Below are 25,015 nucleotides of genomic sequence, written 5' to 3'. Positions count from 1 at the left end.
GTAAATTTATTTGAGAGGCAGCTGCTCATCGCCTCGGTGGATGGCACTGCGCAAATAGACAGGATGACAACGATGACGAACGATCCCAACTGGCGGCTCCCCCCGGTGCCGACCTTCATTCTTGAAAGCTCCGATTTCACCGAAGGTGACCCGCTACCCGGGTGGGTGAGGGCTGACGGAGGCAACCGTGCACCCTCGCTGCGCTGGAGTGGCGCGCCCGGTTCGACGAAGAGCTACGCCCTGACGGCCTATGATCCCGACGCACCCACCGGAAGCGGATTCTGGCACTGGGCCGTGCGCAATATCCCGGCCTCGACCACCGAACTCGCCGCGGGCGGGTCACTGCCTCCGCAGGCCGTCGTGATGGCCAATGAGCTGCGCGGTGAGGAGTTCACCGGCGCTGCTCCCCCGCCGGGTGACGGAGCACACCGCTACTTCTTCACGGTGAGCGCTCTCAATGTGGAGACCCTCGACATCCCTGCCGGGGCGACTCCTGCCGTGCTTGGGTTCATGCTGCGCGGCCACATCATTGGCCGGGCCCAGCTGATGGGCACCGCGGAGACCCCGGCAGAGTAGGGCCGCACCCGTGCTGGCACCCCACCTGTGCACGGGAATGCGATTCGCGTTGACGGCACCGTGTCCGATCTGCCGCGTTGGCCGGCCTGGAATGCGGCTCCAGACCAGCAAGAAGCCCGCCCCGACAGTAATGTCGGGGCGGGCTTCTTGACCTGTGCTCGATCCGGCCGCAGACGGCCTACTCGAGCAGCGGGGACTTAGACCTCAGTCGTAACGTCGACGCTTTCGGTGCCAGCATCACTGCCCTTGGCGCCTGCAGCGTCGGCTTCATCAGCCTCGACCGGGGCCAGCGACAGCTTTCCGCGATCGTCGATCTTGGTGATCTCCACCTGGATCTTCTGGCCAACCGCGAGCACGTCTTCGACGTTCTCCACGCGCTTTCCACCGGCGAGCTTACGGACCTCGCTGATGTGCAGCAGTCCGTCCTTGCCTGGGGTGAGCGAAACGAACGCACCGAAGGTCGCAATCTTGACGACGGTTCCGAGGAACCGCTCGCCGACCTCGGGGTTCAGCGGGTTCGCGATGGCGTTGACCGCAGCGCGGGCAGCCTCGGCCGACGGACCATCGACAGCGCCGATGTACACGGTTCCGTCATCCTCGATCGAGATGTCGGCCCCGGTGTCATCCTGGATCTGGTTGATCGTCTTGCCCTTCGGGCCGATCAGCTCGCCGATCTTGTCGATCGGGATCTGCACCGAGATCACGCGCGGCGCGGTCGGTGCCATCTCATCCGGCGCATCGATCGCCGCGTTCAGCACCGCGAGGATCGCGGTGCGAGCCTCCTTGGCCTGCTTGAGCGCGCCATCGAGCACGGAGGACGGAAGTCCGGCGAGCTTGGTGTCGAGCTGGATCGCGGTGATGAACTCACTGGTGCCGGCAACCTTGAAGTCCATGTCGCCGAGCGCGTCTTCCGCACCGAGGATGTCGGTGAGGGCCGCGTAACGTGTCTGTCCATCGACCTCGTCGGAGACGAGTCCCATGGCGATACCGGCGACCGGCGCGCGCAGCGGCACTCCAGCGTTCAGCAGCGACAGAGTGGACGCGCAGACGGAGCCCATCGATGTGGAGCCGTTGGACGACAGCGCCTCCGAGACCTGGCGGATCGCGTAGGGGAACTCCTCGCGAGGCGGCAGCACCGGCACGAGCGCGCGCTCGGCAAGGAAGCCGTGCCCGATCTCGCGACGCTTCGGGGAACCGACCCGACCGGTCTCACCGGTGGAGTAGGGCGGGAAGTTGTAGTGGTGGAGGTACCGCTTCTTCTTCACCGGGGCGAGGGAGTCGATCTGCTGCTCCATCTTGAGCATGTTCAGTGTGGTGACACCCAGGATCTGGGTCTCGCCGCGCTGGAAGATTGCAGAACCGTGAACGCGCGGGATGACCTGCACCTCGGCATCAAGGGCGCGGATGTCTGAGAGGCCACGGCCGTCGATGCGCACACCCTCGGTGAGGATGCGACCGCGCACGATCTTCTTCGTCACCGACTTGTAGGCAGCTCCGACCTGGCTGTTGGCGCCAGCGGACAGGGAACCCTGCTCGACCAGCGCGGCCACGTGAGCCTTCGCGCGGTCCTTGAGTGCGTCATCCGCATCCTGGCGCTCGACCTTGTCGGCGATTTGGTAGATCCCCTTCAGCTCGTCGTAGGCGAATCCAGCGACGGCGTCGTAGGTGGCCTGCTCGTAGGGCGGGAAGACCGGGTAGTCCACAATCGGCTTGGCAGCCTGCGCGGCCAACTCGAGCTGGGCCTTGATGAGCTGCTTGAGGAACGGCTTGGCTGCCTCGAGGCCCTGGGCCACGACCGTCTCGTCGGGCTTGGTCGCCCCACCCTTGATGAGATCCCAGCTTCCTTCGGTGGCTTCGGCTTCGACCATCATGATTGCGACGTCTTCGTTACCGTCTACGTCCGTGGTGAGCCGGCCGGCAACGGTGAGGTCGAAGACGGCCTCCTCCAGCTGCGAATACTTGGGGAACGCAACCCACTGATCGCCAATGAGGGCGAGGCGGATGCCGCCGACCGGTCCGTAGAACGGCAGGCCCGAGATCTGGGTCGAGAGGCTCGCCGCGTTGATCGCCAGAGCGTCGTAGAACTCATCGGGCGCGATGGCGAGCACGGTGATCACGATCTGCACCTCGTTACGAAGACCTTCGACGAAGGTCGGACGCAGCGGGCGGTCGATCAGGCGGCAGACGAGGATTGCCTCGGTGGACGGGCGTCCTTCACGGCGGAAGAACGATCCGGGGATCTTGCCGGCGGCGTAGGAACGCTCTTCGACGTCCACCGTGAGGGGGAAGAAGTCGAAGCCGTCACGGGGGTGCTTGCCCGCCGAGGTGGCGGACAGGATCATGGTTTCTTCATCGAGGTAGGCAGCGACGGCACCCTGTGCCTGCTGCGCGAGGCGACCGGTCTCGAATCGGACCGTACGCGTGCCGAACTTGCCGTTATCGAGAACGGTTTCGGCGAATTTGATTTCTGGACCCTCCATAGGGGGGTTATCTCCTTTGTTTTACGTCGTAACCCCGTGTGGGTCGCGACTCGTCACAGAGCAGGAGTCTCAGCAGAGGGGGGCGCACGACAACGTCGCGGCGCTTTGGCAGTGGTGTCAGATGCGGGTAGTCCGCATCGACACACAGCTCTGGTCAACAGTAGAAAAACACTGAATCTCATGGACTTCAATCGCATGGGATTCAGGGGTTCACCACTACTGACCAGCCTCGTGCCGGCCTGCTCCAGTGGCTGTTTGTCCACCGCCGCTAGCGACAACAGAGAAAATCAACCTCCACTATGCTATCAGCCGCAACTATCCGAATCTAGGATGCGACACTCACGGCGGAGACAGACGGCCGCGACGGCTCTGGCGGCTCCCGCGGCTCTCGCGGCTCCCCAACCCGAAATCAGGCGCGCTGGGTGCGCAGCTGCCGTGCCTTCGCCCGCGTGAGCACCAGGGCGATGAGCACACCCGCAACCGTGCCAACACTGTTGGCCACGATGTCGCGAACATCCGAGACGCGGCCGGGCATGAATCGCTGGGCGAGCTCGATCGCACAGGTGAGGAGCACCCCGCTGATGATGCTGATAAACCACAGTCGTCGCCCGAACAACAGCACGAAGAAAACGCCGATCGGCAGAAACATAGCGACGTTGGAGAGGAATTCGACCCGATCGTAGGTCAACCAGCGAGTCGATTCATAGTTGGAGAAGAAGCGAAGTGCCCGCCACAGCCAGTACCCGGTGCCGGTGTTGATCGGCTGTGGACCGAGCGTGATCCAGCCGACCGCCGTGAGGTACCCGACGGTCACGAGGGTGAGGAGAGGATGCCGTCGGAACATGGTTTAAGCATGCCCCGGCAGCCTGAGCGTTCTGGATGTGCCAGCCAGCCAAGGCTCCACTGGCCATGTTGGCGTCCGTGTTGGCATCCGTGGCGGCGGCCCCCACGGCATCGGTGATCACTGCGCTTCGATGTCGTCACTCGGTAAGCACAAGCCACGACGGAAGGGGAGGGCACCGCTTCTCGAGATAGGCGACTGTGCCCGCACGGGGCTGTGATGCTCGGATCTCCATGAAGGGGTTCCAGGCCGCCAGTGCGGCAGGAAAATAGTCGGTCGCACCCCCATCGGGAGGTGCTGGCGACGTCGCGCCCGCCGCAAGCAGGCACGGCCGCACGATCGTGCGCCGATAGTCGAACAGGGCCGCACGAGAACTGCCACTCAGGTATGACTCCAGCTCCGATTCGGATGGCGCACTTGCCGAGCAGCCATAACGCACAGCCTCGAGCTGGGACTGGCCCCGGGTTGAGCTGTAGCGAAACCCGTTATCGGTTGGCGATGCCGGAATTCCGGTCGATCGCAGACAGGCAAGCACGGCGGAAGGCTGGTCATAATCGCTGACCGGGGTCATGGTGGGCACCGCCGGCCTGATCGCGTCGGGATAGTCCGCCACGACCGGTGCCCAGTGCGCATCGAGGATGGCCTGGCGGATCTGCTGCCTACGCTGCGGGCCGAGCGGATCGGGCATCGGCCCTCCGGCGCATCCCGCGAGCAGCATGAGGGCCGACGCGACGGCGATCACGGCGAGCGCGCGACGGCCGCGGCAGATCCGGCGGGTCAGCGAGTCCGTCCGATGAACAGGTCCACGCGCCATCCGCTTCGCGTCTTCTGCACGGATGCCGGGATACGGGTTTTCCTGCCGGCGGCACCAAGGCGGCCGAGGGCCTCATCCACGACCGGTTCCAGTCCGCGCGGGATCGTGCCGACCACGCCGGTAACACGCGATCCAGAGAACAGACGGATGTCCATCGGAGCATCCGTGCGCTCCTCTTCGAGACTGCGGCGCGAAATGGCCGTCTCAAGCGCGCCCTCGCCACTGTCGACGATGCGCTGGAGTTCGTCCTGGCACGCAGCGCTGTTGGCAAGCCGCAGGGTCGTGCGGGCGCTATTGGGCAGCAGGTTGTATCGGTAGTCATTGAAGGAACCGGATCCACGATCATTCCGCGCAAGTGACCGGTCGGCGGGCACACGATTCCAAAAGGCCATGCGTGAATGCTACCGAGCGCGGTCGACCCCTCGAACTGGTACCGCAGCTCGGAAGTGGTGCACTTCGAACCCGACCCGTCCCGACCCGACCCGACCCGACCCGAACCCACCTGACCAAGGGGAACAAACAACAGCAGCAGCATCAAACAGCCCAGCGGTACTCGAATTCCGGGCGGCCAGGAGCACCATAGCGTGGCGAACGAGTCACGCGATTGTTGTCAGCAAGGTGCTCAAGGTACCGACGCGCGGTGACCCGGGAGAGATCGAGTGCCTCCGCCGCCTGCACCGAAGACACCGGCCCCGACGCGCCCCTGAGGTAACCGACGACGGCCGCAAGAGTGGATACCGCAAGCCCCTTGGGTAGTGGTGCGGGAGCCGCGGGGCGCAGGGAGGCGAGCATGCCGTCGATGTCTGCCTGGGTCGTTGCCGTGCCGGAGCTCTCGAGTTGGCGTCGGTACTCGAGATAGGACTGGAGGCGGTCACGGAATACGGCAAACGAGAATGGCTTTATCAGGTATTGCACGACGCCGGCCGAGATCGCTGTGCGCACTACATCCGTCTCGCGAACAGCGGTGATCGCGATGATGTCGACTCGAATTCCCGAGGAGCGGATTCGCCGGGCGAGTTCGAGTCCGTGGCCGTCGGGCAGGTTCATGTCGAGCAGTACGAGGTCGATCGCAGCTCCCACGACCGAGTCGCGGATCGCCGCCTGTGCAGCAGCAGCAGTGCGCGCGATTCCGACCAGTTCGAAGCCCTCGATGCGGCCGAGATAATCTGCATGGGCCTCGGCTGTCAGGGCATCATCTTCGACGATCAGGGTGCGGATCACATCGGCCCCCGGTCGGCGCGGGGCCACCGGGCGACGAACCTGGTGCCCTCCGGACCGGAGGCCGCGACCTCGACCACTCCCCCGCGTCGAGCCAGGATGTCACGCACCACCGCGAGGCCGAAACCGCGGCCTGCGGCTGGTGCCGGTTTCGTCGAAAAGCCGCGATCGAAGATGTGGCCGAGGTGGTCGGAGTCGATCCCTGGACCGCTGTCGGTGACCGTGCACTGAACCACACCCGTGACAGGGTCAGAGGCGAGGTTCACACTGACCGTGGCTGGAGAGGATCCGCGATGCAATGAATCTCCGCTTGCAGCATCAATGGCGTTATCGACAAGATTGCCGACCACCGAGACGAGCTCTGAAATTGGCAGGGCGGATGCCCCGAGCGCATCGTCCACCACCAGCAGCATTTGCACACCGCGCTCACTGGCCTGCGCGACCTTGCCGAGGAGCAGTGCGGCCAGTGCCGGCTCGGATGAGGCTCCGACCAGATCGTCGGCAAGCGACTGGCTGGTCTGGGTCTGGTGGGCAATCAGCTCTATCGCCTCCCTGGTGCGCCCGAGCTCGAGCAGCGACACCACCGTGTGAAGCTGGTTCGCGTATTCGTGGGTCTGCGAGCGCAGGGCATCGCTGAGCGTGCGCACCGATTCGAGTTCTCCGGAGAGCCGTTGCACCTCGGTGAGATCCCGGAGCGTGGTGAGGCTGCCGAGTTGCGTGCGGGTTCGAGAGCCGGTGGGACTCGCCGGCTCCTGGTTGACGAGCAACACGCGATCGCCCGCGAGGTGGGACTCCTCCACGATGCGCACCCGACTCTCGATGAGCGACGCGATCGACGGCGGCAGGCCGAGCTCCGATACCGTCGAGGGTGGTCGATCACTCCGGGTCGGCGGGAGGCCGAGGAGGTCGGCTGCCTCGTCGTTATAGAGCACGACCCGCCCCCGATCGTCGGTGAGAATGAGCCCCTCGCGCACCGAGTGGAGCACCGATTCGTAATACCCAACCATGCGGGAGAGCTCGGCCGGCCGCATCGACCCGGTCACCCTGCTCAGCGCTCGCCGCCCGATTAACGCGCCGACGGTGCCGAGTGCCACGAGCAGCACCGCGACCCCGATGACGAGGGGAATCCGTGGAGCGAGCGAAGCGAGCACTCGTTCGACAGTCACACCGGCCGACACGATCGCGATCACTCGTCCACCCTGCATCACCGGCACGACGGCCCGAACCGACGGGCCGAGAGTGCCGGTATAGGTCTCAGTGAGGCTCTCGCCCTGCAGCGCCGTGGCTATGGTTCCGAGGAAACGGCCACCGATTTGAGCGCTATCAGGGTGTGTGTAACGAATACCCGAGGTATCCATGATCGTCACGAAGTCCACACCGGCAGACTTCACGATGCTGAGGGCATACGGCTCGAGCTCGGCTGTGGGGTCGGACGTCTGCACCGCGGCGATGACGAAGGGGTCGCGCGCGAGCGTGGTCGAAACGCCGAGACTGAGTCGCGCGGCAGTGTCGTCAGCGGACTGGCGCGACACGATCCAGAGAGCGAGGGTGAGACATCCGCTCAGCAGGATGACGGCAACAAGCTGCGCGGCAAAGAACCGGCTGGCGATACTCCATCGTCCTTCAGTTCGCGTCATCAATCGCACCTCCCTCGTGATCAGTATGACCATAAGTAGTGCCACGCCATCTCATCGAACAGGCTACGTGCACACCTCATCGACAGGTCAGGCACAACGACGTTCCGAGAGACAGGACTGCCATGGCAGAAACGCTGAACACACCACGACGCGGGATACTTCGCCGCATCGACCGCAATCACTACCTCTACATCGCGGTGATCGTCGCCGTGGCTGCGGGGGCAATCCTTGGCCTCACCGCCCCCGAGTTCGCCAAGACTCTCGACCCGATCGGCAAGGGATTCGTACTGCTGATCAAGATGATGATCGCCCCGGTGATCTTCTGCACGATCGTGATCGGCGTCGGCTCGATCGCGAAGGCAGCTACCGTCGGAAAGATCGGGGGGCTCGCGATCAGCTACTTCCTCATCATGTCGACCTTCGCGCTCGGGATCGGACTCGTGGTGGGCAACCTGCTGCACCCCGGCACCGGGCTCAACATCGCGACATCCACCTACAAGGCGGTCGGCGAGCCGGTGAGCGGAACGGACTTCGTTCTCGGCATCATCCCAGAGACTCTCTTTTCTTCCTTCACCTCCGGCAGCATCCTCCAGGTCTTGCTCGTCGCACTGCTGGTGGGCTTTGCACTCCAGGGCCTCGGCGACAAGGGCACGGGCATCCTCGAAGCGGTGAAGAGCCTGCAAGCACTGGTCTTTAGAATCCTGAGCATGGTGCTCTGGCTCGCCCCACTCGGGGCCTTTGGGGCCATCGCCGCAGTGGTCGGCAACACGGGTGGTGGCGCGCTGGTGAGTCTGGCAACCCTGCTGGTCGGCTTCTACATCACCTGCGCGGTTTTCATCATCGTGATCCTCGGCACCATGCTGCGGGTCGTCACCGGGGTCAACATTTTCAGCCTGATGAAATACCTCGGGCGTGAATACCTGCTCATCGTGGGAACATCGTCATCCGAGGCCGCCCTCCCCCGGCTCATCTCCAAGATGGAGCATCTCGGTGTCTCGAAGTCGGTAGTGGGAATCACCGTGCCAACCGGCTATTCGTTCAATCTCGACGGCACCGCGATCTATCTCACGATGGCATCCCTCTTCATCGCGAACGCCATGGACAAGCCACTGGAGATTGGGGAACAGATCGGCCTTCTCGCCTTCATGATTCTCGCCTCGAAGGGTGCCGCCGGCGTCACCGGTGCCGGACTTGCCACGCTTGCGGGTGGTCTGCAGACCTACCGGCCGGACCTCGTAAACGGCGTAGGCGTGATCGTGGGTATCGACCGCTTCATGTCAGAAGCCCGCGCGGTGACCAACTTCACCGGAAATGCCGTGGCCACCCTCCTCATCGGTCGCTGGACCCGACAGATCGACACTTCTCAGGTGCGTGCCGTGCTTTCGGGTGAGCGTCCCTATCTGGAGTCGATGCTGTCGGGAACGGATGGCCACGACACTGCTAGGCGCAACACAGATAAACACGGTGCTGCAGACAACGCTGCAGACAACGCTGCTGACTCGGTGCCGACCACCGCGGCAATCACTGTGATGGTCGAAGGGCCGGAACGCCAACCGCTGAAGACCCGCTGAACACGCGCGAGAGGCCAGCCCTCCTGGGCTGGCCTCTCGTGTTTCGCTGTGTCAGAACTGCTCAGCAGTCAGAGCTATTCAGCAGTCAGAACTGTTCAGCCGTCAAAGCTATTCAGCAGTCAAAGCTATTCAGCAGTCAGAACTGTTCAGCAGTCAGAACTGTTCAGCATCGGTACGTTACGCGGCTCGGTCCGACACGTAGCTGCTGACCCGGCCAGCGGGGCGCTTGACCGGCATCGCCGATTCGAGTGGGGTGCCGATCACCGTTGCATCCGGCACCTGAGTGTCTGCGTCAATGCGCATTCCGCCAGCGATGCGCACATTTGCGCCAATCCGCGAGTGGCTACCAAGCCTTACGTCATTGCCCACGACGGTGTCGCGGCCGATGTGCACGTTTTGCCCGATGAATACGCGCTCTCCGAGAATCACGCCACGGTCGATCCAACTGCCCGACCCAATTGTGCCGTTGTCGCCGACCCGGGCATCCGCCTCGATATACGCCGTGGCCGCCACGAAGGTGGTCGGCTGCACGCGGGCCTTCGGTGATACGAACCCGCGACCATTTGCGTGGTGCTGATACTTGAGGACGGTGCCGTTTTCGGCTTCGACTTCTTCGTTGACTCTTCCCATGTGCGACCTTTCACTGCTGTTACTTAAGTAGTCAACACAAAAAGGCACCGAATGATTCCTTGCAGCGGCTTCACAGAAAACTATCAGCGAAACACGGCTTTTCTCCAGCGCTTCAGCCACGTGTGGATTCCGCAGAATGGGACCGCTACCGCGGCGCAGAAAAGCCCGTCCTGCATGCAGGACGGGCTTTCCGTCACGTGATCAGGTTGGAAGACCCGATCGACTGGTCAGAGCTGAAGCTAGAGCTAGAGACGTGGATCTAGCGACGTGGATCTCGCGACGTGAATCTAGCGACGCAGTCCGAGCCGCTCGATGAGCGTGCGGTAACGCGAGATGTCGATGTCTTGCAGGTAACCGAGCAGGCGACGACGCTGGCCAACCAGCAGGAGCAGTCCCCGACGGGAATGATGGTCGTGCTTGTGCTCTTTCAGGTGCTCGGTGAGATCTTTGATGCGGGCGGTCAGCATTGCGACCTGCACCTCGGGGCTGCCGGTGTCACCGGGATGGGTGGCGTACTCGTCGATAATCGTCTTCTTGGCATCTGGTGCTAATGGCATAGATGACCCCTCTCACTCGTTGCGCGGTGCCCGACACTGACTGTGCGAGCTCTCTTTATCCGCGGCCGTTGGACGGCAACCTTCGAAGTTTAGCACTCCGGGGTGGTTCGCCAGCCCCGTCCCCGTCCCCGTCCCCGTCCCCCTCTATTGGGGCCGAGGGCGGACATCCGGCTGACAGCGCGGCGAGTTGCCCGCGGCAGGCGGCGCGTTGGATGCGGCATCCGCCCTCGGCGACGTACGTACGCCCCACTCGCCGCCCTGCTACCCCCGCAGCGGACGGATATTCTCCCCCGCGGATCGTGATAGCACCAGGGCCTCGACCGTTGCGATGGCCATCAGCACTGCAAGAAGACAGAACGCGAACCCGAAGGCACCAGCCGCGGTCGCGAAGCCATCCCCCAGCCGCAGCGCAATCGCACCGACGGCGATACCGAAACCTGCCGCGACCTGTTGCAGCGTGGAGGCGAGGGTGTTCGCATCCGTCATCTCGGCCCGTTCGATATCGGCGAAGGCGATGGTGTTGTACGCGGTGAAGCCAGCAGATCGGGCTATCCCGCTGACGGTGAGCAGAACGATCACCAGCGACACCGGCGTCGTGCTCGACAGCAGCGCCATGAATGCCATCGACACGGCCGACATAGCGCTCGAAGCCACGATCACGGCCCGGAATCCGAAGCGGCGAAGCAGCGCCGTGGTCGCAGGCTTGATCGCAAGGTTGCCAACAAACACGAATAGCACCAGCGCTCCTGAGAGCAGCGGCGAATACCCGAAGACATCCTGGAAGAGCAGCGGCAAGAGGAACGGGAGCGCGTTAACGGCGAGTCGAAACAGGGACCCGCCCGCGTGGGCTACCCGGAAAGTCTCGATGCGCAGAGCCCGCAGGTCGAGCAGCGGATGCCGCGTGCGCAGCTGATGGGCGATGGCAAGCCCCACCAGAAAGACGCCAACGACCGCCCAGCCGATGGTCGCGAGCATGCCGGGATCGCGCTCAGCGAGCAGGGAGCCGAGATAGACCAGCGAGCCGAGCCCAGTACAGGTGAGCGCAAGCCCCAGCCAGTCCAGCGGTGGTGGAGATTCCCGCTCCTCGGCGGGGATCAGCCGTAGTGCCGCGATGAATGCAACGATGCCGAGCGGCACATTGATCAGAAAGATCCAGTGCCAGCTGAAATATGTCGTGATGATCCCCCCGGCGAGAGGAGCAACGATGGGCGCGACAAGCGCCGGCCAGGTGAGCAGCGCAATGGCACGGATGAGGTCGGCCCGGTTAGTGACCCGCAGCACCGCGAGTCGTCCGACCGGCACCATCAGTGCCCCACCAACGCCCTGAAGCACCCTCATGATGGTGAGTTCGACCAGGCTGGTGCTGAGCGCACAGAGCACCGACGCGACGGTGAAAATCGCGATCGCCGCGAGGAAGACGCGACGGGATCCGAGGCGCCGGGTGATCCATCCGCTCAACGGAATGAGTACGGCGAGCGTCAGCAGGTAGGCGGTGATCGTAATGCCGACCGCGACCGATGCAACGCCGAGAGAGCGACCGATACTCGGGGCCGCCGTGGTGAGGATGGTGCCGTCGAGGTTCTCCATGAAGAACGTGCCTGCAACCAACAGTGCGATGTTCCTCTGCCGGCTGTGCTCCATGGCTCCCGAATCTAGCGTGTGGGCGCCTACTGATCCTCCACCCGCACGAGTGCTTCGTTGTGCTTGAGGAAGCCGGGCTTCCATGGCGGGTCAAAGCGGGCGAAATACAGATTGCCGATCATTTGAAGCCCGGCACGTTCCACCGCCACGCGCAGCAATTCTCCATTGTGCTCAAAGCGGGCATCCGTCCATCCGCCACCGAAACGCCTGGCAGCCACGCGACCGGCCGGAACGGCGATGGTCGTCACAGCCGCATCGATCGGCACTGGCACCGACGAGGGATCGGTGCCTTCCGGGAGTACGAAGCTCACCGTGTGTGTGTGCTCACCAATCGGCTCCTGCGTCACCGGCGCGGTCATCGGGATGCGGGTGGCATCCGCATTCCGACCGCTGATATAGCCGATGAGAGGCCGGAAACCGAGGTTGCCGGCACGCAGGAAGTCACCGTCCACGGTCACCTGCACGAGTATATGCTCCGGATAGCGCCGCAACTCGAAGTCGTCGAAGGAGCGATCGATCGCGTAGGGCTGCTGTTCCGTCATGGAGTGAACGGTACGCCTGGCTGGGTGGAGATTAGGCCGGTCGCGCGAAACGTAATCGCGCGGCGCGTGACTCGCGATATATTCCTTGCAGCGCATGTTCGATCCTGCACCGCGAACACGCAGTATTGCGCTCTATCCTCAGCCCATGTCTCGCGTTGGTCGTTCACGTCCGGAGCCCATCTACCGCTCCGCAATCACTCTCGGTACGGCTTTATTTAAATTTTGGCGGCTGCGTCGGATCGAGACGGGCCTGAAGCACCTCCCGGATACCGGCGGAGCCGTTCTGGCAATGACCCACTTCGGCTATCTGGAATTCGCGCTCATCGAGTGGGCGGCCTGGAACCACAACCGACGGCAGATCCGCTTTCTCACCACCAAACGGGTGTTCGACAAGCCCGGAATCGGCTGGCTCCTGCGCGGAATGCACCACATCCCGGTCGATATGGAGCGCGGGGCAGAGGCCTACGCCGATGCCATCGCCGCTCTCCGGGCTGGCGAGCTGATCGGGGTATTCCCCGAAGCGGGGGTGAGCGCGTCATTCGAGGTGCGGGAATTGAAAACGGGAGCGGTGCGGCTTGCCGCGGAAGCTGGGGTGCCCGTGATACCGGTCGCGGTCTGGGGCGGCCAGAGGCTTATGACCAAGAACCACCCGGTGACATTCCGGGAGCGATTCGGAGTGGTTATCTCCTTCGCTTTCGGCGAGCCGGTCGGTGTGGCGCCGACCGATGACCCACGCACTGTGACGGACGCACTACGTGAAACGATGCAGGGGATGGTCGACGGATTGCAGGCCAGCTACCCCGTCGACGGAGTCGGCCGGTGGTGGCATCCTCGGTCGAAGGGAGGAACCGCGCCGACACCAGCCGAGGCCGCGACTGCCGACGCTGAGCGTGCACTCAGGCGCGAGAAAGCGCGAGCCGCTGTGACCGGTGCTCCGTAGGACACGCGCGCTGCGCGCTGCACCTCTTCAGGAATTCAGTCGATCAGCACGAAATCCGACCTGCGTGGGATCCGATCTGGGCGAAATCCGATCTGCGCGGGATCCGACCTGGGCGAAATCCGATCGCTGCGGGTGAGGCAGACTTGGGGCACTGAACACACCACTGCACTGTCGCACCACTGCACTGTCGCACCACTGCACTGTCGCACCACTGCACTGTCGCACCACTGCACTGTCGCCCTAATACCCAGTCCGTCCTAATACCCAGACCCCCCAATACCCAGACCGCCATAATGCCGGGAGCCAAAATGACGATCCGCGTCGCCGCCGATGGTTCGGCCCTCGGCAACCCCGGACCTGCCGGTTGGGCGTGGTACGTGGATGACTCATGCTGGGCAGCCGGAGGATGGAAACATGCGACCAACAACCAGGCCGAGCTCACAGCAGTTCTTCAGTTCTTCCGCGCGACCGCCTCCCTCGATGACGAACTGCTGATCCTGTGCGACAGCCAGTACGTGATCAACTGCGTGACCAAGTGGCTTCCCGGCTGGAAGAAGAAGGGCTGGCGCAAAGCCGATGGCAAGCCAGTGATGAATGTCGAGCTGCTCCAAGAGATTGATGCGGAGCTGCCAGGGAGGAACTACCGTTTCGAATGGGTAAAGGGTCATGCGAACCATCCGCTGAATGAAGCGGCCGACACCCGCGCACGTGCCGTTTCGGAGGCGTACCAGCGCGGTGCGACGATTGCCAGCGGCCCCGGCTTCGTGCGGCCAGGCGTGAGTGCTGAAACACGGCCGTCGGATACCCGCCTGGTGGGCACGGCGGCTCCCGCAGCACGCACAGCCGACGCCGCTGCGGTCCTGTTCGATTTTGATGAGCTAGAAGTGCCTGACACGGTGGATGTGGTCGTGACTCTCAGCGCCGCCCAGTTCGAACGACTGACTGCTCGGGCACGAACACGGGGCGTGCGGCCAGACCAGCTACTGCGTGAACTGATCTAATCGGCACCTGCGACAGCGCCGGCGAACAGCGTGGGCCAACCGCGCCATGCCGCGCCACACCACGAGCCTGAGTCGCTATTGCAGGCCGAGGTAAGGACGTCGGGTCACTCCGAATTCGTCTCGGAGGGCCGTCATCGCGGCATAGTAGCCGGCAAGGCCGTGTACCGCTGGACCAGGCGGGGTGGAGGACGAGCACAGGTAGATCCCGCGTGCAGCAGTGCGCCACGGCGTTGCCGACAGCACCGGTCGTGCCAGCAACTGGGCGATGGTGACCTCTCCCCCGGAGATGTCACCCCCGATGTAGTTGGGATTGGATTGCTCCATTTCGAGGGCAGTTCGGCTCGCCGACGCAACAATCGTGTCCCGGAAACCGGGCGCGTAACGCTCGATCTTCGCAGTGATCGCCTCGGTCCGGTCCTGAGCCGAGCCACGGGGAACGTGTGTGTAGGCCCAGAGCACGTGCGTGCCATCTGGCGCGCGGGACGGGTCGAACGGGGTCGGCTGCGACACGAGCACGTAGGGGTCCTGCGGATGGTGCCCCGCCGCGACATCCGCCTCCGAGGCCGCCATTTCGGCGCGGGTGCCGCCCACATGAAGGGTGGCCGCCTCGGCCAGACGGGAGTCCGTCCACGGCACCGGCGCCGAGAGCGCAAAATCAACCTTCGCGATCGCGTTCCCGTAGCGAAAGCGGTCGAGCGATCGACGGTAGCCATCGGGCAGCCGGTCGCCGACGATGCGGGCCAGTGCACGCGGGGTCACGTCGAACAGCACCACTGTAGCCTTCGGGAGTTCGGCGATCGACACCACCTCGGTGCCCGTGATGATCTCGCCCCCGTTGGCACGCAGGTCGGCAGCGAGAGAGTCGATGATCGACTGACTCCCGCCGATCGGGATCGGCCAGCCGCGCGCGTGCCCGGCGGTGGCGAGCACAAGGCCGGCGGCCGCGGTTGCAAGACTCGGCATGGGTCCGATCGCGTGGGCTGCGAGCCCGGTCATCAGCGCCGGGGCGACATCACCCCGAAAGCGCAGGCCCCAGCCGCGCGAACCCTGCTCGAGGATCCGCAGTCCCAGCATGGCGAGGGTGAGCGGATGGCGCGGGAGTTGCAACACCTGGGAGCCGGCAAATTGCGCGACCTCGTCGGCACGATCCACCAGCGGACCGAGCAGGCGCTTCCAGGCGGCACCGTCCACTCCCAGACCGTCAGCGGTGCGATCAAGGTCGCGCCAGGCGATCCCAGAACGGCCATCATCAAGCGGATGGGCATAAGAAATCTCGGGGACCACGAACTTCACGCGCTTCTCAAGCTCGAACGCCCGAAAGAAGCCGGAGGTCAGGGCCTGCGGGTGGACCGCAGAGCCGACATCGTGCAGAACGCCAGGGATGGTCAGCTCCTCGGTGCGCGCGCCTCCTCCGATTGTGTTCGCACGCTCGTAGACCCGTACCGAGAGCCCAGCGCGAGCGAGCACCACGGCCGCAGCTAAGCCATTCGGGCCCGAACCGACGACAATCGCATCACACTCTTCCACTCCTCTACCATCGCACAGCCGCCACGCCTCTATACGGGGCGCGACCGCACGGGAGCGACGCGCGGGAGCTCATGGCACAATTGGTGACGCCCGGACAGATGATGCGGGCAGTGAAAAGCACAGGAATGAGGGGCAGGATGACAGGATCCGTAGTGCTCGACCTGCTGCTGATTGCACTGCTGATCTCCTATGCGGTCTACGGATTCCGGCGGGGCTTCATCCTCAGCCTCGGTGGTTTCGCGGGTATCGTCGCCGGTGCTGTCGCCTCGTTCTTCGCGATACCGATCGTGACCGGTTGGGTCACCGCTCCCCAGTTGCGATTGCCAATTATTCTCGTCATCGTCGTCGCGCTCATCGCACTCGGGCAGGCCGCCGGATCTGCTCTTGGCCGAGTCATTCGTCGCCGTGTCGACAAAACTCCCCTGCGCGCTGTGGATCGCGTCTTCGGCGCCGGAATCACGCTGGTCGGTGCCGCTCTCGTCGTGTCGATGCTTGCCTTCGGGATCGGTTCGCTCGGAGTGCCGGTCGTTTCACAGGCGATCGGATCATCCGCCGTCGTGTCCGCGATCGACCGGATCACCCCCGACTCGGTCAAAGCCATCGAGGCGAAGGTCCGCTCAGCTTTTGCGCTCGACAGCCTCCCCCGGCTGTTCGAAGCGATTGGAACGGGCACCCCACTCGCGGTGCCGAGTGCGGGTCAGACCGCGGCGCAACAGGTCTCCGCTCGCTCCGTCGTCAAGATCACTGGCAACGCCTACCAGTGCGGCCAGAACCAGTCCGGCAGTGGTTTCGTATCGTCGTCAGGCCGGGTCGTGACCAACGCTCACGTCGTGGCCGGTGTGACCGAACCCGTCGTGCTCACTCCGGGTGGGGGAACCTACACCGGCCGAGTCGTCTATTTCGATCCGGCGCAGGATCTGGCCGTCATTGCGGTACCCGGACTCCCGACCGCGGCGCTTCCCATCGGTGCCGACCTCGAAACCGGAGCAACCGCCGTATTCGACGGATATCCGCTCGGCGGACCATTCGTCTCCAGCCCGGCTGCGGTGCAGAATGTGGCAACCATCGAGTCCCCGGATATCTACGGGGCCAACCCGAGCCCGCGCGAGGTCTACTACCTGGCAGCCAACGTGCAGGAGGGCAATTCCGGTGGGCCGGTAATCAATGCCGCCGGGGCTGTCACGGGAGTGATATTTGCACGGTCGGCGACTACGAATAACCTCGGCTTCGCCATGACGACGGTAAAACTGGCCCCGGTGGTCGCACAGGCGTCCGGATTGAGCGCGGCAGTGTCATCCGGAACCTGCACGCGCGGGTAGCTGCGTTTCTTCGGACGTCCCCTGCCCCGTCAGACCCAATGACGAATCACCCGCGGCCCGCCCTATGGTGTGCCCCGCGGTCCGCCCGATGGTCTGCCCGATGGTTCGACCAGCGGTCCGACCAGTGGTCGCTGCGGTCGTGTCGTCGTTTTTCCCTGGGCTGTGAGGTGATCATCTGCCATTGTTCTCTGGCGGCTGGCCACTGTTCGCTGTGATCTCGGGTTGGTGGTCACAGTGCCCGGTCCGCGCTGGCGTACCAACCGGTTAGCGTGGACGGATGCAGACGACTCCTCCCACCCCGCGCGCACTCATTACCGGGGCGACTGCCGGCATCGGCGCCGAGTTCGCCCGGCAACTCGCGGCTTCCGGACACGCCCTGGTGCTCGTCGCCCGTGACGAAGCGCGACTTCAGGAGCGTGCGACCGAGTTTCGCTCTGGGTACGGGGTGGAAGTGGAAGTGCTTGCAGCTGATCTGGTAAACCGGGCCGACCTGGCCGTCGTGGAGGTCAGGCTCGCGGCATCCGGAACCGATCGCGTGACTGTACTCGTCAATAACGCCGGTTTCGGGCTCCCGAAACCCTTCGACGAAAACGCTGTCGACGACGAACAGCAGCTGCTCGACCTCCTCGTGACCGCACCGATGCGACTCACGCATGCGGCGCTCACCCAAATGCTCGAATTCGGCTCTGGCACCATTGTGAACATCACGAGTGTGGCCGGCTACACCCCACGCGGCACCTATGGCGCCGCCAAGGCGTGGGTCCTGAGCTTCAGCCGGTGGGCCAACCTTAGCTACCGGCGCCGCGGCATCACGGTCACCGCTGCCGCTCCCGGGTTTGTGCACACCGAGTTTCACGACCGCATGAACGTGTCGAAGGACGGTATACCTGCATTTCTCTGGCTCGACGTGCGCACTCTGGTACGGCTCGCGCTGCGGGATGTCGCGCGCGGTAGGGCGGTGTCGATACCAACTCTGCGCTACAGGGTGATCGTGGCACTAGCCGTACTGCTGCCGGCACGTATCGTCGCGGCGGGGGCACTGCGCGGGCGCTGAGGAGTCCTGCGTGGGGCGCTGGGGTGGGGCGCTGAGTCGGTGGGGCGCTGAGTCGGTGGGGCGGTGGGTCGGTGGGACGGTGAGTCGGTGGGACGGTGAGTCGCTGAGTCGGTGGGTCGCTGAGTCGGTGGGTCGGTGGGTCGGTGGGGGCCGCGGGCGCTTGCGCGCTGATGGATTCGGTCCGGATGCGGCGCGGCTGCCCACGTGCCGCTGACCGCGACGTGTCTTCTCATCCACAGGTGGTCTGGAAGTTTCTTCTCCCCATTTAGGAAAAAGACTTTCGAAACTTTGTTCGATCTGGGAAACTTAGCGTATGTCGTTTTCCACCCTGCAGCAGTCGCACCGGGACCTGATCACCGCCCAACAGGTCGTGCTTCTACACGCCCAGGAATACGGCACTCTCACGGATGAGCAGATGATGGTGATGGCCCGACTCGGGGCGGAGGAATCTCGACTCGCCGACGCCCACAACACCCTTATTGCAGGTCAACTGGCCCACCGTTCCGCCCCGGAGCTGGGCAGCGCCGGGTTAGCGCAACGCACCGGATACCGCACCGCGCAGGAACTTGTCCGAGTCACCACCGGCTCCACGGCCCGGGACGCAGCTACCAGCGTGCGGGTCGGATTGCTTACCGCCGACACGGTCGCGGCGGTGCCTACCCAACCATGGTTGCGGTCGGTCGGGTTGGCCGTCACCGCAGGGACCCTCACCGCAGCGGCCGCAGATGCGATCCGCACCGGGCTCGGCGTTGCAACCGAGTCGGTCCCTCCCTCTGCCCTGACCACCGCGGCCGAACACCTGTGTGTCGAAGCGACCACCCTGGACGTGGACCGGATTGCCATCCTTGCCCGGCAAGTACGGGACGAAATCCACCAAGCCGGCATCGCAGACCGGGAACACCAGCGCCACACCGCCCGCAGCCTGCGCCTGATCAAACAAGCCGACGGGATGACCCGGCTGATCTGGGTAATGGACCCCGAAACAGCGGCCTGCGTGACCGACCTCTTCGACCGAGCCACCTCCCCCCGGCGCGGCGGACCCAGATTTGTCCACAGCACCAGCACCAGCACCAGCACCAGCACCAGCACCAGCACCAGCACCAGCAGCGGTGGTGGCGGTGCTGGTGGCAGTGGCGGTGCTGGTGGCGGTAGCGCTAGTGCCAGTGATTGCAGCACCGACGTTGCTACGGCCGAACGTATCCTCGCCGACACCCGCAGCACCGAACAGATAGCGTCCGATACCTTCGCCGAGCTGCTGCGCCACGGCGCCACCACCGACTCAACCCAGCTCCTCGGAAGCGGAGCACCAGTCGTGCGAATCCTCGTCACAGCAACAGCACTCGCCACACTGAGAGCACCCAGCGCACCTAGCGGTCACGATTCTCGCACCGGACACGGATTTATTGAGGGCCAAATCGACCCGGTCAACATCACGACCGTGGAACGATTGGCCTGCTCCGGAGCCACCCAAACAATCAAACTAAACCGTGACGGCACCCCGCTGTTAACGCCGACCGAAAACAGGACCATTAACGCCGATTGAAAACAGGACCACCGACCAGTATGGAAGGTGATTAATATGGACGATTGGGCGAAGATACGCCAACTGTTTTCGACGGGTGAGCATTCGAAGCGGGAGATCGGCCGGCTCGTCGGCGTCTCGCGGGGAACGGTGGAGCGGGCGCTGGGAACAGACCGGCTGCCGAAGTACCAGCGGGCCGCGGTCGGGTCGGGTTTCGACGCGTTCGCGCTGCAGGTTCGGGCGTTGTTGGCCGTCACGCCGACGATGCCAGCGTCGACGTTGGCCGAGCGGGTCGGCTGGCTCGGGTCCGCGTCGGTGTTCCGTGACAAGGTCGCCGGCGTCCGGCCGGAGTATGTCCCGCCGGATCCCGCGGACCGCCTCGTCCACGAGCCGGGCCAGCAGGTCCAATGCGACTTGTGGTTCCCGCACAAGCCGTTGCCGCTGGGACACGGGCAGGAGGGCATGCCGCCGGTGCTGGTGATGACGTCGACGTTCTCGGGGTTCTTCCAGGCGCTGATGTTGCCGTCGCGGACGACACCCGATCTGCTCGGCGGGATGTGGTCCCTGTTGCACGCCGCGCAGGCGGTTCCGAAGCGGCTGCTCTGGGACAACGAGACCGGTATCGGTCGCGGCAAACTCACCGAGCCCACAGCGGCATTCGCTGGGACGCTGGGCACCGAGATCAAGCTCCTCAAGGCCAGGGACCCGGAGTCCAAGGGCATGGTCGAGCGCCGCAACCGGTTCTTCCGCTCGTCGTTTCTGCCGGGCCGCGACTTCGCCTCACCGCAGGACTTCAACGAGCAGATGGCGGCCTGGCTGCCGATCGCGAACGCGCGGCACTCCCGCTCCCGGCGGGCCAGGCCGAGCGACCTGATCGCCCAGGACCGGGCAGCGATGCGCCCGCTCTCGCCCGTGGTTCCGGACGTGTTGTTTCGCAACACGGTTCGGCTGCCCCGGGATTACTACGTTCGGGTGCACTCGAACGACTACTCCGTCGCGCCGGGCCTGATCGGCCGGCTCGTGGACGTGACCGCTGACCTTGAGCGCATCTACGTCACTCACAACGGTGTCACCGTCACCACCCACGAGCGTGCCTGGGCCAGGCAACTGACCGTCACCGACCCCGACCACGTCGCCCAGGCGGCCGTGTTGCGGCGCCAGTTCCAGACACTGCTCCGCCATCAACGACCCCAGGCTCACGTCGCGTTCGTGGAGACGGCCAGCCTCTCCTCCTACGACGACGTGTTCGGCGTTGACACCGGTCGCGGCCTGACTGATCTGAGCCTGATCGCATGAGCACCGCAGCATCTCAGATCGAGTACTACGCCCGCGCACTGCGCGCCCCGAGGATCGGGGAGGCGTTCCGGCGTCTGGGCGACCAAGCCCGCGACGCCGGCTGGTCACACGAGGAATACCTCGCCGCGGTCCTCTCCCGCGAGGTCTCCGAACGCGAGGCCTCCGGCGCCGCCCTGCGGATCAAGGCCGCCCGGTTCCCCGGGCACAAGACCCTGGAGGACTTCAACTTCGATCACCAGCCCTCCGCCGACCGGAATCTGATCGCGCACCTGGGCACGAGCACCTTCGTGACCGAAGCGAACAACGTGGTCCTCCTCGGCCCACCCGGCACCGGGAAGACCCACCTCGCCGTCGCACTGGGCGTTCAGGCCGCCAAACACGGCCACCGGGTCCTCTTCGACACCGCGCCAGGCTGGGTCGCCCGCCTTCACGACGCACACTCCCGCGGGAAACTCGCCGCGGAGCTGACCCGGCTGCGCCGCTACAGCGTCCTGATCTGCGATGAGGTCGGCTACATCCCGTTCGATCAGGACGCTGCGAACTTGTTCTTCCAGCTCGTCGCGTCCCGCTACGAACACGCGTCGCTGATCATGACGAGCAACCTGTCATTCGGGCTCTGGGGCGGGGTGTTCGGCGACCCCACCGTCGCCTCCGCAATGATCGACCGCATCGTTCATCACGCCGACGTCATCAGCCTCAAAGGCACCAGCTACCGGCTCAAGAGCCACCAACCGGCACCCGATACGGCATAGTAGAAACACACATAGTGGTCCTGTTTTCAAACGGCACTATTGGCCCTGTTTTGGGTCGGCGTTAACACCCGCTAGACGTCGGCCGCGAACAACGCCTCTATACAAAACAGCAACGCACTGCACTGGCCATCCGAGACGGCGGATGCATGTTCCCCGGCTGCAACAGACCACCATCCTGGTGCGAATGCCACCACATCATGTTCTGGGCCAGAGACCACGGCGGCACCGACCTTGCCGATGGAATCCTGCTTTGCCGACACCATCACCTCCTCCTCCACAACAACGGCTGGGAAATCAAACGGGATGGCACCAACTACTGGCTCATCCCTCCACCAGACATCGACCGAGAACGTAAGCCCATTCGGATGCGATCACGAAATCGCGCACTCACCGAACCCTTCAACACACAAGCAGGATGAACAGTGCGAACAGCGCGAACAGCGCGAACAGTGCGAACTTGACGAACAGGACCGACAGTGCCAACAGGACCGACAGTGCCAACAGGACCGACAAGGTCAACAGCGCCAACAGATGATCAGCCTGCCCCGACATCAACCGTGCACTCACGCCCAGGTGCACGCACGCCGATTACGGAGCCGAACCCCCTCTTGAGAGTGCTGCCAGCGTCCGCGGCTTCCCCAATGTTTGCCAGTTCAACATGCATCAGTTCAACATGCATCAGTTCAACAGGCGCCAGTTCAACAGGCGCCAGTTCAACAGGCGTGGGCAATGCGATCCGCTCAAGTGGTTGAGTTGCAGACTAAAGCCGATCGCTTTCGACCCTTGGGGGTATTGCGTTTTGGCCCCGGTAGGAGCATCCTTTTGTTAGAACCACCCGTCGCCCGGAAGAGCCGCACTCAGTGCCGCACCGGGCGACGAGTCTGTGTCTCACCGAATTGTCACGATAGGCCAGTGATGGCCGTGCCATCAGCGTTGCCCTATCAGCGTTGCTGGTCAGCGCGGCCCGGTCAGCGCGGTGCGGTCAGCGCGGCGCCGGTCAGCGCGGCGCCGGTCAGCGCGGCTTCATCAGGACAGTTGCGTGGGTGAAGAGCTGTCACGGCAGCTGCGCCAACGGTATTCGATGGGGAAGCCTGAGCGTGTTGTCACCGGGGCGAGCCGCAGCCTGGGTGAGCCGCAGCCTGGGTGAGCCGCAGCCTGGGTGTGGCGCAGCCTGGGTGAGCCGCAGCCTGGGTGTGGCGCAGCCCGGGCCTGCCGAAGCCTGGGTGTGGCGCAGCCCGGGCCTGCCGAAGCCTGCGCGTGTTGTCACCTGGGCGTGCCGCCGCTTGGCAAGTTGTCCCGAAGGAACTCATTTACGTCGGCTAGCTCCTCACGGGAAATCGAGTGACCGATGTCTTCGTAGTGCCGCACGGTCAGGGTGGAGTGTGACGGCAGCCATCCGGCACTCCGGGCGACAGCTTCGGCGGGGATTACCGGGTCCGCCGGGTCCCTGCCCCAAAAAACCGGCGGCATAACTTCCAGCAGTGCGTGATCTGCAGGCGCCTCACCGGGAATCACGAATCCGGCAAGGTTCACAACAGAAGAAAACCTCTTCGGGGCGTGCCTGATTGCATGAACGGCCATCGCCCCACCCTGCGAGAAACCAAGCAGCGTTACGGATGTCGAAATAGGCACCGTATCGAGCCAGACCAGAAGCGCCGCAACAGCCGAATCGGCCGCCGCGATGCTGGGCATGCCTGGGTCCCCCACCGGGAACCACGAATACGATCCCGGAGCAACCTGGAGGGGAGCGCGAAGTGCCGCAAGCACGAATTCCGGCGGCAGTAGCGATGCCAGCGAGAAGAGATCCTGTTCGTGCGAGCCGCGACCGTGCAACAGCACCAGCAGGGGGCGCGTCGCGAGCTCGCAGACACGCGCCGACTCCGGTACCGACCAGACCACCGCGGATGCATCGAGTGTGAGCTGAGAGTTCACTTGTTCACAACCTCCGCAACCGGTCCGAGCAGCGAACTCGCGACCGTCGAATGCACCGAGTCCTCGTCACTCGGGTGCAATCCGCCCGCCAACACATCCCGATACAACCGGGAGAGTTCGCTATTCGACGAAAACGCAGCTCCGCCCGCGACCGCGATGGCCTGATCGACAACATAGCGGGCCGCGCGGGTTGATCGGGACTTGAGTCCGACGAGATCGCGGAACCACCGGGAACCGCGATCGACACCAGTGTCGAGATCGAAAGCCAGCGCATCGAGCTGCGGAAGTAGCGCATCCTGGGCGAGTGCAGCATCCGCGATTTTCCAGCGCACGTTCGGATCTTGGTCTCGACTGAGCCCCGTGCGTCGCGACCCTCGAGAGTGTGCGGATTCGACTGCGAGCTCCAGGGCGCGCTGGCCGATTCCCACATAGACGGCGGAGATGAGGATCTCGAAGTTGGCGAAGATGGCGAAAATGAGGGTGTCGCGGCTTGGTCCGGGGTCGAGGCGGCGGAATACCCGATCGGATGTCGCAGCCACCGAATCAAGATGGGTGGTGTTGCTCTGACTCGCCCGCATTCCCAGGGTGTTCCAGTCCTCGGTGATGGTGATTCCCGGTGATTCGCGGGTGACCACGGCGTACACAAGCTTTGGTGCATCCGAGGAGACCGAATCGAGTCCAAACAGACCTAGTCGGGTCCAGGCCGGCGAGAGGCTCGTGAATACCTTGGTGCCGGTGAACGCGTAGCCACCATCGGGCAGCGGGTGCGCTTCCGTTGTGCTGTCAAGTAAAACAAGGTCGTTGCCGGCTTCGCTGATCGCGAAGGCGTAGATTTCCCCCGCCGCGGCATCTCGGAGCACAAAGTCCAGAGAGTTGTCTCCGCGCTCGTGAAGTGTCTTTGCGACGCCGGTCCAGATCAGGTGCATATTCACCGCGAGGGCTGTGGCTGGCGCCGCCATCGCGAGACGCACCTGCTCGTGAGCCATCTGCTGCAGGCTCAGGCCGAGGCCGCCGAAGGCGTGCGGAACGAGGGCGCGCAGGTAACCAGCGGCCGCGAGCTCCTCGAGGTCCTCGGTTAAGAAGACGTTGTCTCGGTCATAACCAGGCGCCCGGTCGTGAATACGAGTGAGGAGTTCGTCAGTGAGTAAAGACACCAGACAAGCAT

The 25,015-nt window shown here is 64.3% G+C and carries 24 protein-coding genes; 9 read left to right on the top strand and 15 right to left on the bottom strand.

Translation table 11 applies throughout. The features are described from left to right. Positions 1-72: 72 nt before the first annotated feature. A complete protein-coding gene (locus IWX88_RS06790; RefSeq protein WP_196828536.1) occupies positions 73-576 on the top strand; it encodes a YbhB/YbcL family Raf kinase inhibitor-like protein in 504 nt (167 codons plus the stop codon). A 197-nt stretch (positions 577-773) separates the two neighbouring features. Here the strand turns inward: IWX88_RS06790 and IWX88_RS06785 are convergent, their stop codons facing one another. From IWX88_RS06785 to IWX88_RS06760, 6 genes are all read right to left on the bottom strand, one after another. Then, on the bottom strand, positions 774-3,056 hold the full coding sequence (locus IWX88_RS06785; protein ID WP_196828534.1) for a polyribonucleotide nucleotidyltransferase: 2,283 nt from the start codon (positions 3,054-3,056) through the stop codon (positions 774-776). Positions 3,057-3,465: 409 nt separating this feature from the next. Beyond that, complete coding sequence (locus IWX88_RS06780) at positions 3,466-3,900, bottom strand: VanZ family protein (protein ID WP_196828532.1); 435 nt, start codon at positions 3,898-3,900, stop codon at positions 3,466-3,468. Between the two features lie 136 nt (positions 3,901-4,036). Beyond that, positions 4,037-4,711, bottom strand: a complete 675-nt coding sequence (locus IWX88_RS06775) for a hypothetical protein (RefSeq protein WP_196828530.1) — start codon at positions 4,709-4,711, stop codon at positions 4,037-4,039. Next, positions 4,675-5,103, bottom strand: coding sequence for a hypothetical protein (locus IWX88_RS06770; protein ID WP_196828528.1), 429 nt, complete (start codon positions 5,101-5,103; stop codon positions 4,675-4,677). Before IWX88_RS06770 ends, IWX88_RS06775 begins: the two co-directional genes overlap by 37 nt. Positions 5,104-5,245: 142 nt before the next feature. Continuing rightward, positions 5,246-5,959 carry a response regulator gene (locus IWX88_RS06765; RefSeq protein ID WP_370568219.1) on the bottom strand — a complete coding sequence of 238 codons (714 nt, stop codon included), beginning with the start codon at positions 5,957-5,959 and terminating at the stop codon, positions 5,246-5,248. After that, positions 5,929-7,566, bottom strand: coding sequence for a sensor histidine kinase (locus IWX88_RS06760; RefSeq protein ID WP_196828526.1), 1,638 nt, complete (start codon positions 7,564-7,566; stop codon positions 5,929-5,931). The genes IWX88_RS06765 and IWX88_RS06760 overlap by 31 nt, the downstream gene beginning before the upstream one ends. A gap of 122 nt (positions 7,567-7,688) precedes the next feature. On the opposite strand from IWX88_RS06760, the gene IWX88_RS06755 reads away from it, so the two are divergent. Then, complete coding sequence (locus IWX88_RS06755; RefSeq protein WP_196828524.1) at positions 7,689-9,137, top strand: cation:dicarboxylate symporter family transporter; 1,449 nt, start codon at positions 7,689-7,691, stop codon at positions 9,135-9,137. A gap of 177 nt (positions 9,138-9,314) precedes the next feature. On the opposite strand, the gene IWX88_RS06750 is transcribed toward IWX88_RS06755, so the two are convergent. The 4 genes from IWX88_RS06750 to IWX88_RS06735 all read right to left on the bottom strand — a co-directional run bounded on the left by IWX88_RS06750 (position 9,315) and on the right by IWX88_RS06735 (position 12,507). Continuing rightward, a complete protein-coding gene (locus tag IWX88_RS06750) occupies positions 9,315-9,767 on the bottom strand; it encodes a hypothetical protein (protein WP_196828521.1) in 453 nt (150 codons plus the stop codon). Positions 9,768-10,054: 287 nt separating this feature from the next. After that, positions 10,055-10,324, bottom strand: coding sequence for a 30S ribosomal protein S15 (gene rpsO / locus IWX88_RS06745; protein WP_147783080.1), 270 nt, complete (start codon positions 10,322-10,324; stop codon positions 10,055-10,057). Between the two features lie 261 nt (positions 10,325-10,585). Next, on the bottom strand, positions 10,586-11,965 hold the full coding sequence (locus IWX88_RS06740; RefSeq protein WP_196828519.1) for a DHA2 family efflux MFS transporter permease subunit: 1,380 nt from the start codon (positions 11,963-11,965) through the stop codon (positions 10,586-10,588). Positions 11,966-11,991: 26 nt separating this feature from the next. Next, on the bottom strand, positions 11,992-12,507 hold the full coding sequence (locus IWX88_RS06735; protein ID WP_196828517.1) for a heme-binding protein: 516 nt from the start codon (positions 12,505-12,507) through the stop codon (positions 11,992-11,994). Between the two features lie 145 nt (positions 12,508-12,652). Here IWX88_RS06735 and IWX88_RS06730 point away from each other — a divergent pair, with 145 nt between their 5' ends. Then, positions 12,653-13,447 carry a 1-acyl-sn-glycerol-3-phosphate acyltransferase gene (locus IWX88_RS06730; RefSeq protein WP_196828515.1) on the top strand — a complete coding sequence of 265 codons (795 nt, stop codon included), beginning with the start codon at positions 12,653-12,655 and terminating at the stop codon, positions 13,445-13,447. 308 nt (positions 13,448-13,755) lie between these two features. Continuing rightward, positions 13,756-14,448: a ribonuclease H gene (locus IWX88_RS06725; RefSeq protein ID WP_196828513.1), complete on the top strand. Its 693-nt coding sequence runs from the start codon at positions 13,756-13,758 to the stop codon at positions 14,446-14,448. A gap of 75 nt (positions 14,449-14,523) precedes the next feature. On the opposite strand, the gene IWX88_RS06720 is transcribed toward IWX88_RS06725, so the two are convergent. Continuing rightward, positions 14,524-15,975 carry an NAD(P)/FAD-dependent oxidoreductase gene (locus IWX88_RS06720; RefSeq protein WP_196828511.1) on the bottom strand — a complete coding sequence of 484 codons (1,452 nt, stop codon included), beginning with the start codon at positions 15,973-15,975 and terminating at the stop codon, positions 14,524-14,526. Between the two features lie 137 nt (positions 15,976-16,112). Here IWX88_RS06720 and IWX88_RS06715 point away from each other — a divergent pair, with 137 nt between their 5' ends. From IWX88_RS06715 to istB, 5 genes are all read left to right on the top strand, one after another. Then, complete coding sequence (locus IWX88_RS06715) at positions 16,113-17,294, top strand: MarP family serine protease (protein WP_196828509.1); 1,182 nt, start codon at positions 16,113-16,115, stop codon at positions 17,292-17,294. Positions 17,295-17,571: 277 nt separating this feature from the next. Next, positions 17,572-18,348 (top strand): SDR family oxidoreductase, encoded by a 777-nt coding sequence (locus tag IWX88_RS06710; RefSeq protein WP_196828507.1) that lies wholly within the window; start codon positions 17,572-17,574, stop codon positions 18,346-18,348. Between the two features lie 313 nt (positions 18,349-18,661). Beyond that, a complete protein-coding gene (locus IWX88_RS06705) occupies positions 18,662-19,891 on the top strand; it encodes a DUF222 domain-containing protein (RefSeq protein ID WP_196828505.1) in 1,230 nt (409 codons plus the stop codon). 36 nt (positions 19,892-19,927) lie between these two features. Further along, entirely contained in the window at positions 19,928-21,166 is a 1,239-nt protein-coding gene (locus IWX88_RS06700; protein ID WP_196827938.1) for a DDE-type integrase/transposase/recombinase, read from the top strand. After that, positions 21,163-21,918 (top strand): IS21-like element helper ATPase IstB, encoded by a 756-nt coding sequence (istB, locus tag IWX88_RS06695; RefSeq protein WP_196827936.1) that lies wholly within the window; start codon positions 21,163-21,165, stop codon positions 21,916-21,918. Before IWX88_RS06700 ends, istB begins: the two co-directional genes overlap by 4 nt. Positions 21,919-21,989: 71 nt before the next feature. Here the strand turns inward: istB and IWX88_RS06690 are convergent, their stop codons facing one another. From IWX88_RS06690 to IWX88_RS06675, 4 genes are all read right to left on the bottom strand, one after another. Beyond that, positions 21,990-22,181 (bottom strand): hypothetical protein, encoded by a 192-nt coding sequence (locus tag IWX88_RS06690; protein WP_196828503.1) that lies wholly within the window; start codon positions 22,179-22,181, stop codon positions 21,990-21,992. A gap of 136 nt (positions 22,182-22,317) precedes the next feature. After that, the gene (locus IWX88_RS06685) at positions 22,318-22,485 is read right to left on the bottom strand and encodes a hypothetical protein (RefSeq protein ID WP_196828501.1); all 168 of its coding nucleotides are present in this window, start codon (positions 22,483-22,485) and stop codon (positions 22,318-22,320) included. Between the two features lie 696 nt (positions 22,486-23,181). After that, positions 23,182-23,850 carry an alpha/beta hydrolase-fold protein gene (locus IWX88_RS06680; protein ID WP_196828499.1) on the bottom strand — a complete coding sequence of 223 codons (669 nt, stop codon included), beginning with the start codon at positions 23,848-23,850 and terminating at the stop codon, positions 23,182-23,184. Continuing rightward, positions 23,847-25,007: an acyl-CoA dehydrogenase family protein gene (locus IWX88_RS06675; RefSeq protein WP_196828965.1), complete on the bottom strand. Its 1,161-nt coding sequence runs from the start codon at positions 25,005-25,007 to the stop codon at positions 23,847-23,849. Before IWX88_RS06675 ends, IWX88_RS06680 begins: the two co-directional genes overlap by 4 nt. Between the last annotated feature and the right edge of the window lie 8 nt (positions 25,008-25,015).

Source organism: Frigoribacterium sp. CG_9.8 (assembly GCF_015751965.1).
GTDB lineage: Bacteria > Actinomycetota > Actinomycetes > Actinomycetales > Microbacteriaceae > Lacisediminihabitans.
This window is presented reverse-complemented; position numbering and strand designations above follow the sequence as displayed.

Bases quoted from the DNA above. Each gene is read 5' to 3' on its own strand.
- IWX88_RS06780 (WP_196828532.1), bottom strand. From the start codon at position 3,900: ATGTTCCGACGGCATCCTCTCCTCACCCTCGTGACCGTCGGGTACCTC.
- IWX88_RS06705 (WP_196828505.1), top strand. From the start codon at position 18,662: ATGTCGTTTTCCACCCTGCAGCAGTCGCACCGGGACCTGATCACCGCC.
- IWX88_RS06710 (WP_196828507.1), top strand. From the start codon at position 17,572: ATGCAGACGACTCCTCCCACCCCGCGCGCACTCATTACCGGGGCGACT.
- rpsO (WP_147783080.1), bottom strand. From the start codon at position 10,324: ATGCCATTAGCACCAGATGCCAAGAAGACGATTATCGACGAGTACGCC.
- IWX88_RS06790 (WP_196828536.1), top strand. From the start codon at position 73: ATGACGAACGATCCCAACTGGCGGCTCCCCCCGGTGCCGACCTTCATT.
- IWX88_RS06715 (WP_196828509.1), top strand. From the start codon at position 16,113: ATGACAGGATCCGTAGTGCTCGACCTGCTGCTGATTGCACTGCTGATC.
- IWX88_RS06725 (WP_196828513.1), top strand. From the start codon at position 13,756: ATGACGATCCGCGTCGCCGCCGATGGTTCGGCCCTCGGCAACCCCGGA.
- IWX88_RS06740 (WP_196828519.1), bottom strand. From the start codon at position 11,965: ATGGAGCACAGCCGGCAGAGGAACATCGCACTGTTGGTTGCAGGCACG.
- IWX88_RS06730 (WP_196828515.1), top strand. From the start codon at position 12,653: ATGTCTCGCGTTGGTCGTTCACGTCCGGAGCCCATCTACCGCTCCGCA.
- IWX88_RS06750 (WP_196828521.1), bottom strand. From the start codon at position 9,767: ATGGGAAGAGTCAACGAAGAAGTCGAAGCCGAAAACGGCACCGTCCTC.
- IWX88_RS06770 (WP_196828528.1), bottom strand. From the start codon at position 5,103: ATGGCCTTTTGGAATCGTGTGCCCGCCGACCGGTCACTTGCGCGGAAT.
- IWX88_RS06690 (WP_196828503.1), bottom strand. From the start codon at position 22,181: ATGGTGTCGGCAAAGCAGGATTCCATCGGCAAGGTCGGTGCCGCCGTG.
- IWX88_RS06700 (WP_196827938.1), top strand. From the start codon at position 19,928: ATGGACGATTGGGCGAAGATACGCCAACTGTTTTCGACGGGTGAGCAT.
- IWX88_RS06735 (WP_196828517.1), bottom strand. From the start codon at position 12,507: ATGACGGAACAGCAGCCCTACGCGATCGATCGCTCCTTCGACGACTTC.
- IWX88_RS06775 (WP_196828530.1), bottom strand. From the start codon at position 4,711: ATGGCGCGTGGACCTGTTCATCGGACGGACTCGCTGACCCGCCGGATC.
- istB (WP_196827936.1), top strand. From the start codon at position 21,163: ATGAGCACCGCAGCATCTCAGATCGAGTACTACGCCCGCGCACTGCGC.
- IWX88_RS06755 (WP_196828524.1), top strand. From the start codon at position 7,689: ATGGCAGAAACGCTGAACACACCACGACGCGGGATACTTCGCCGCATC.
- IWX88_RS06760 (WP_196828526.1), bottom strand. From the start codon at position 7,566: ATGACGCGAACTGAAGGACGATGGAGTATCGCCAGCCGGTTCTTTGCC.
- IWX88_RS06785 (WP_196828534.1), bottom strand. From the start codon at position 3,056: ATGGAGGGTCCAGAAATCAAATTCGCCGAAACCGTTCTCGATAACGGC.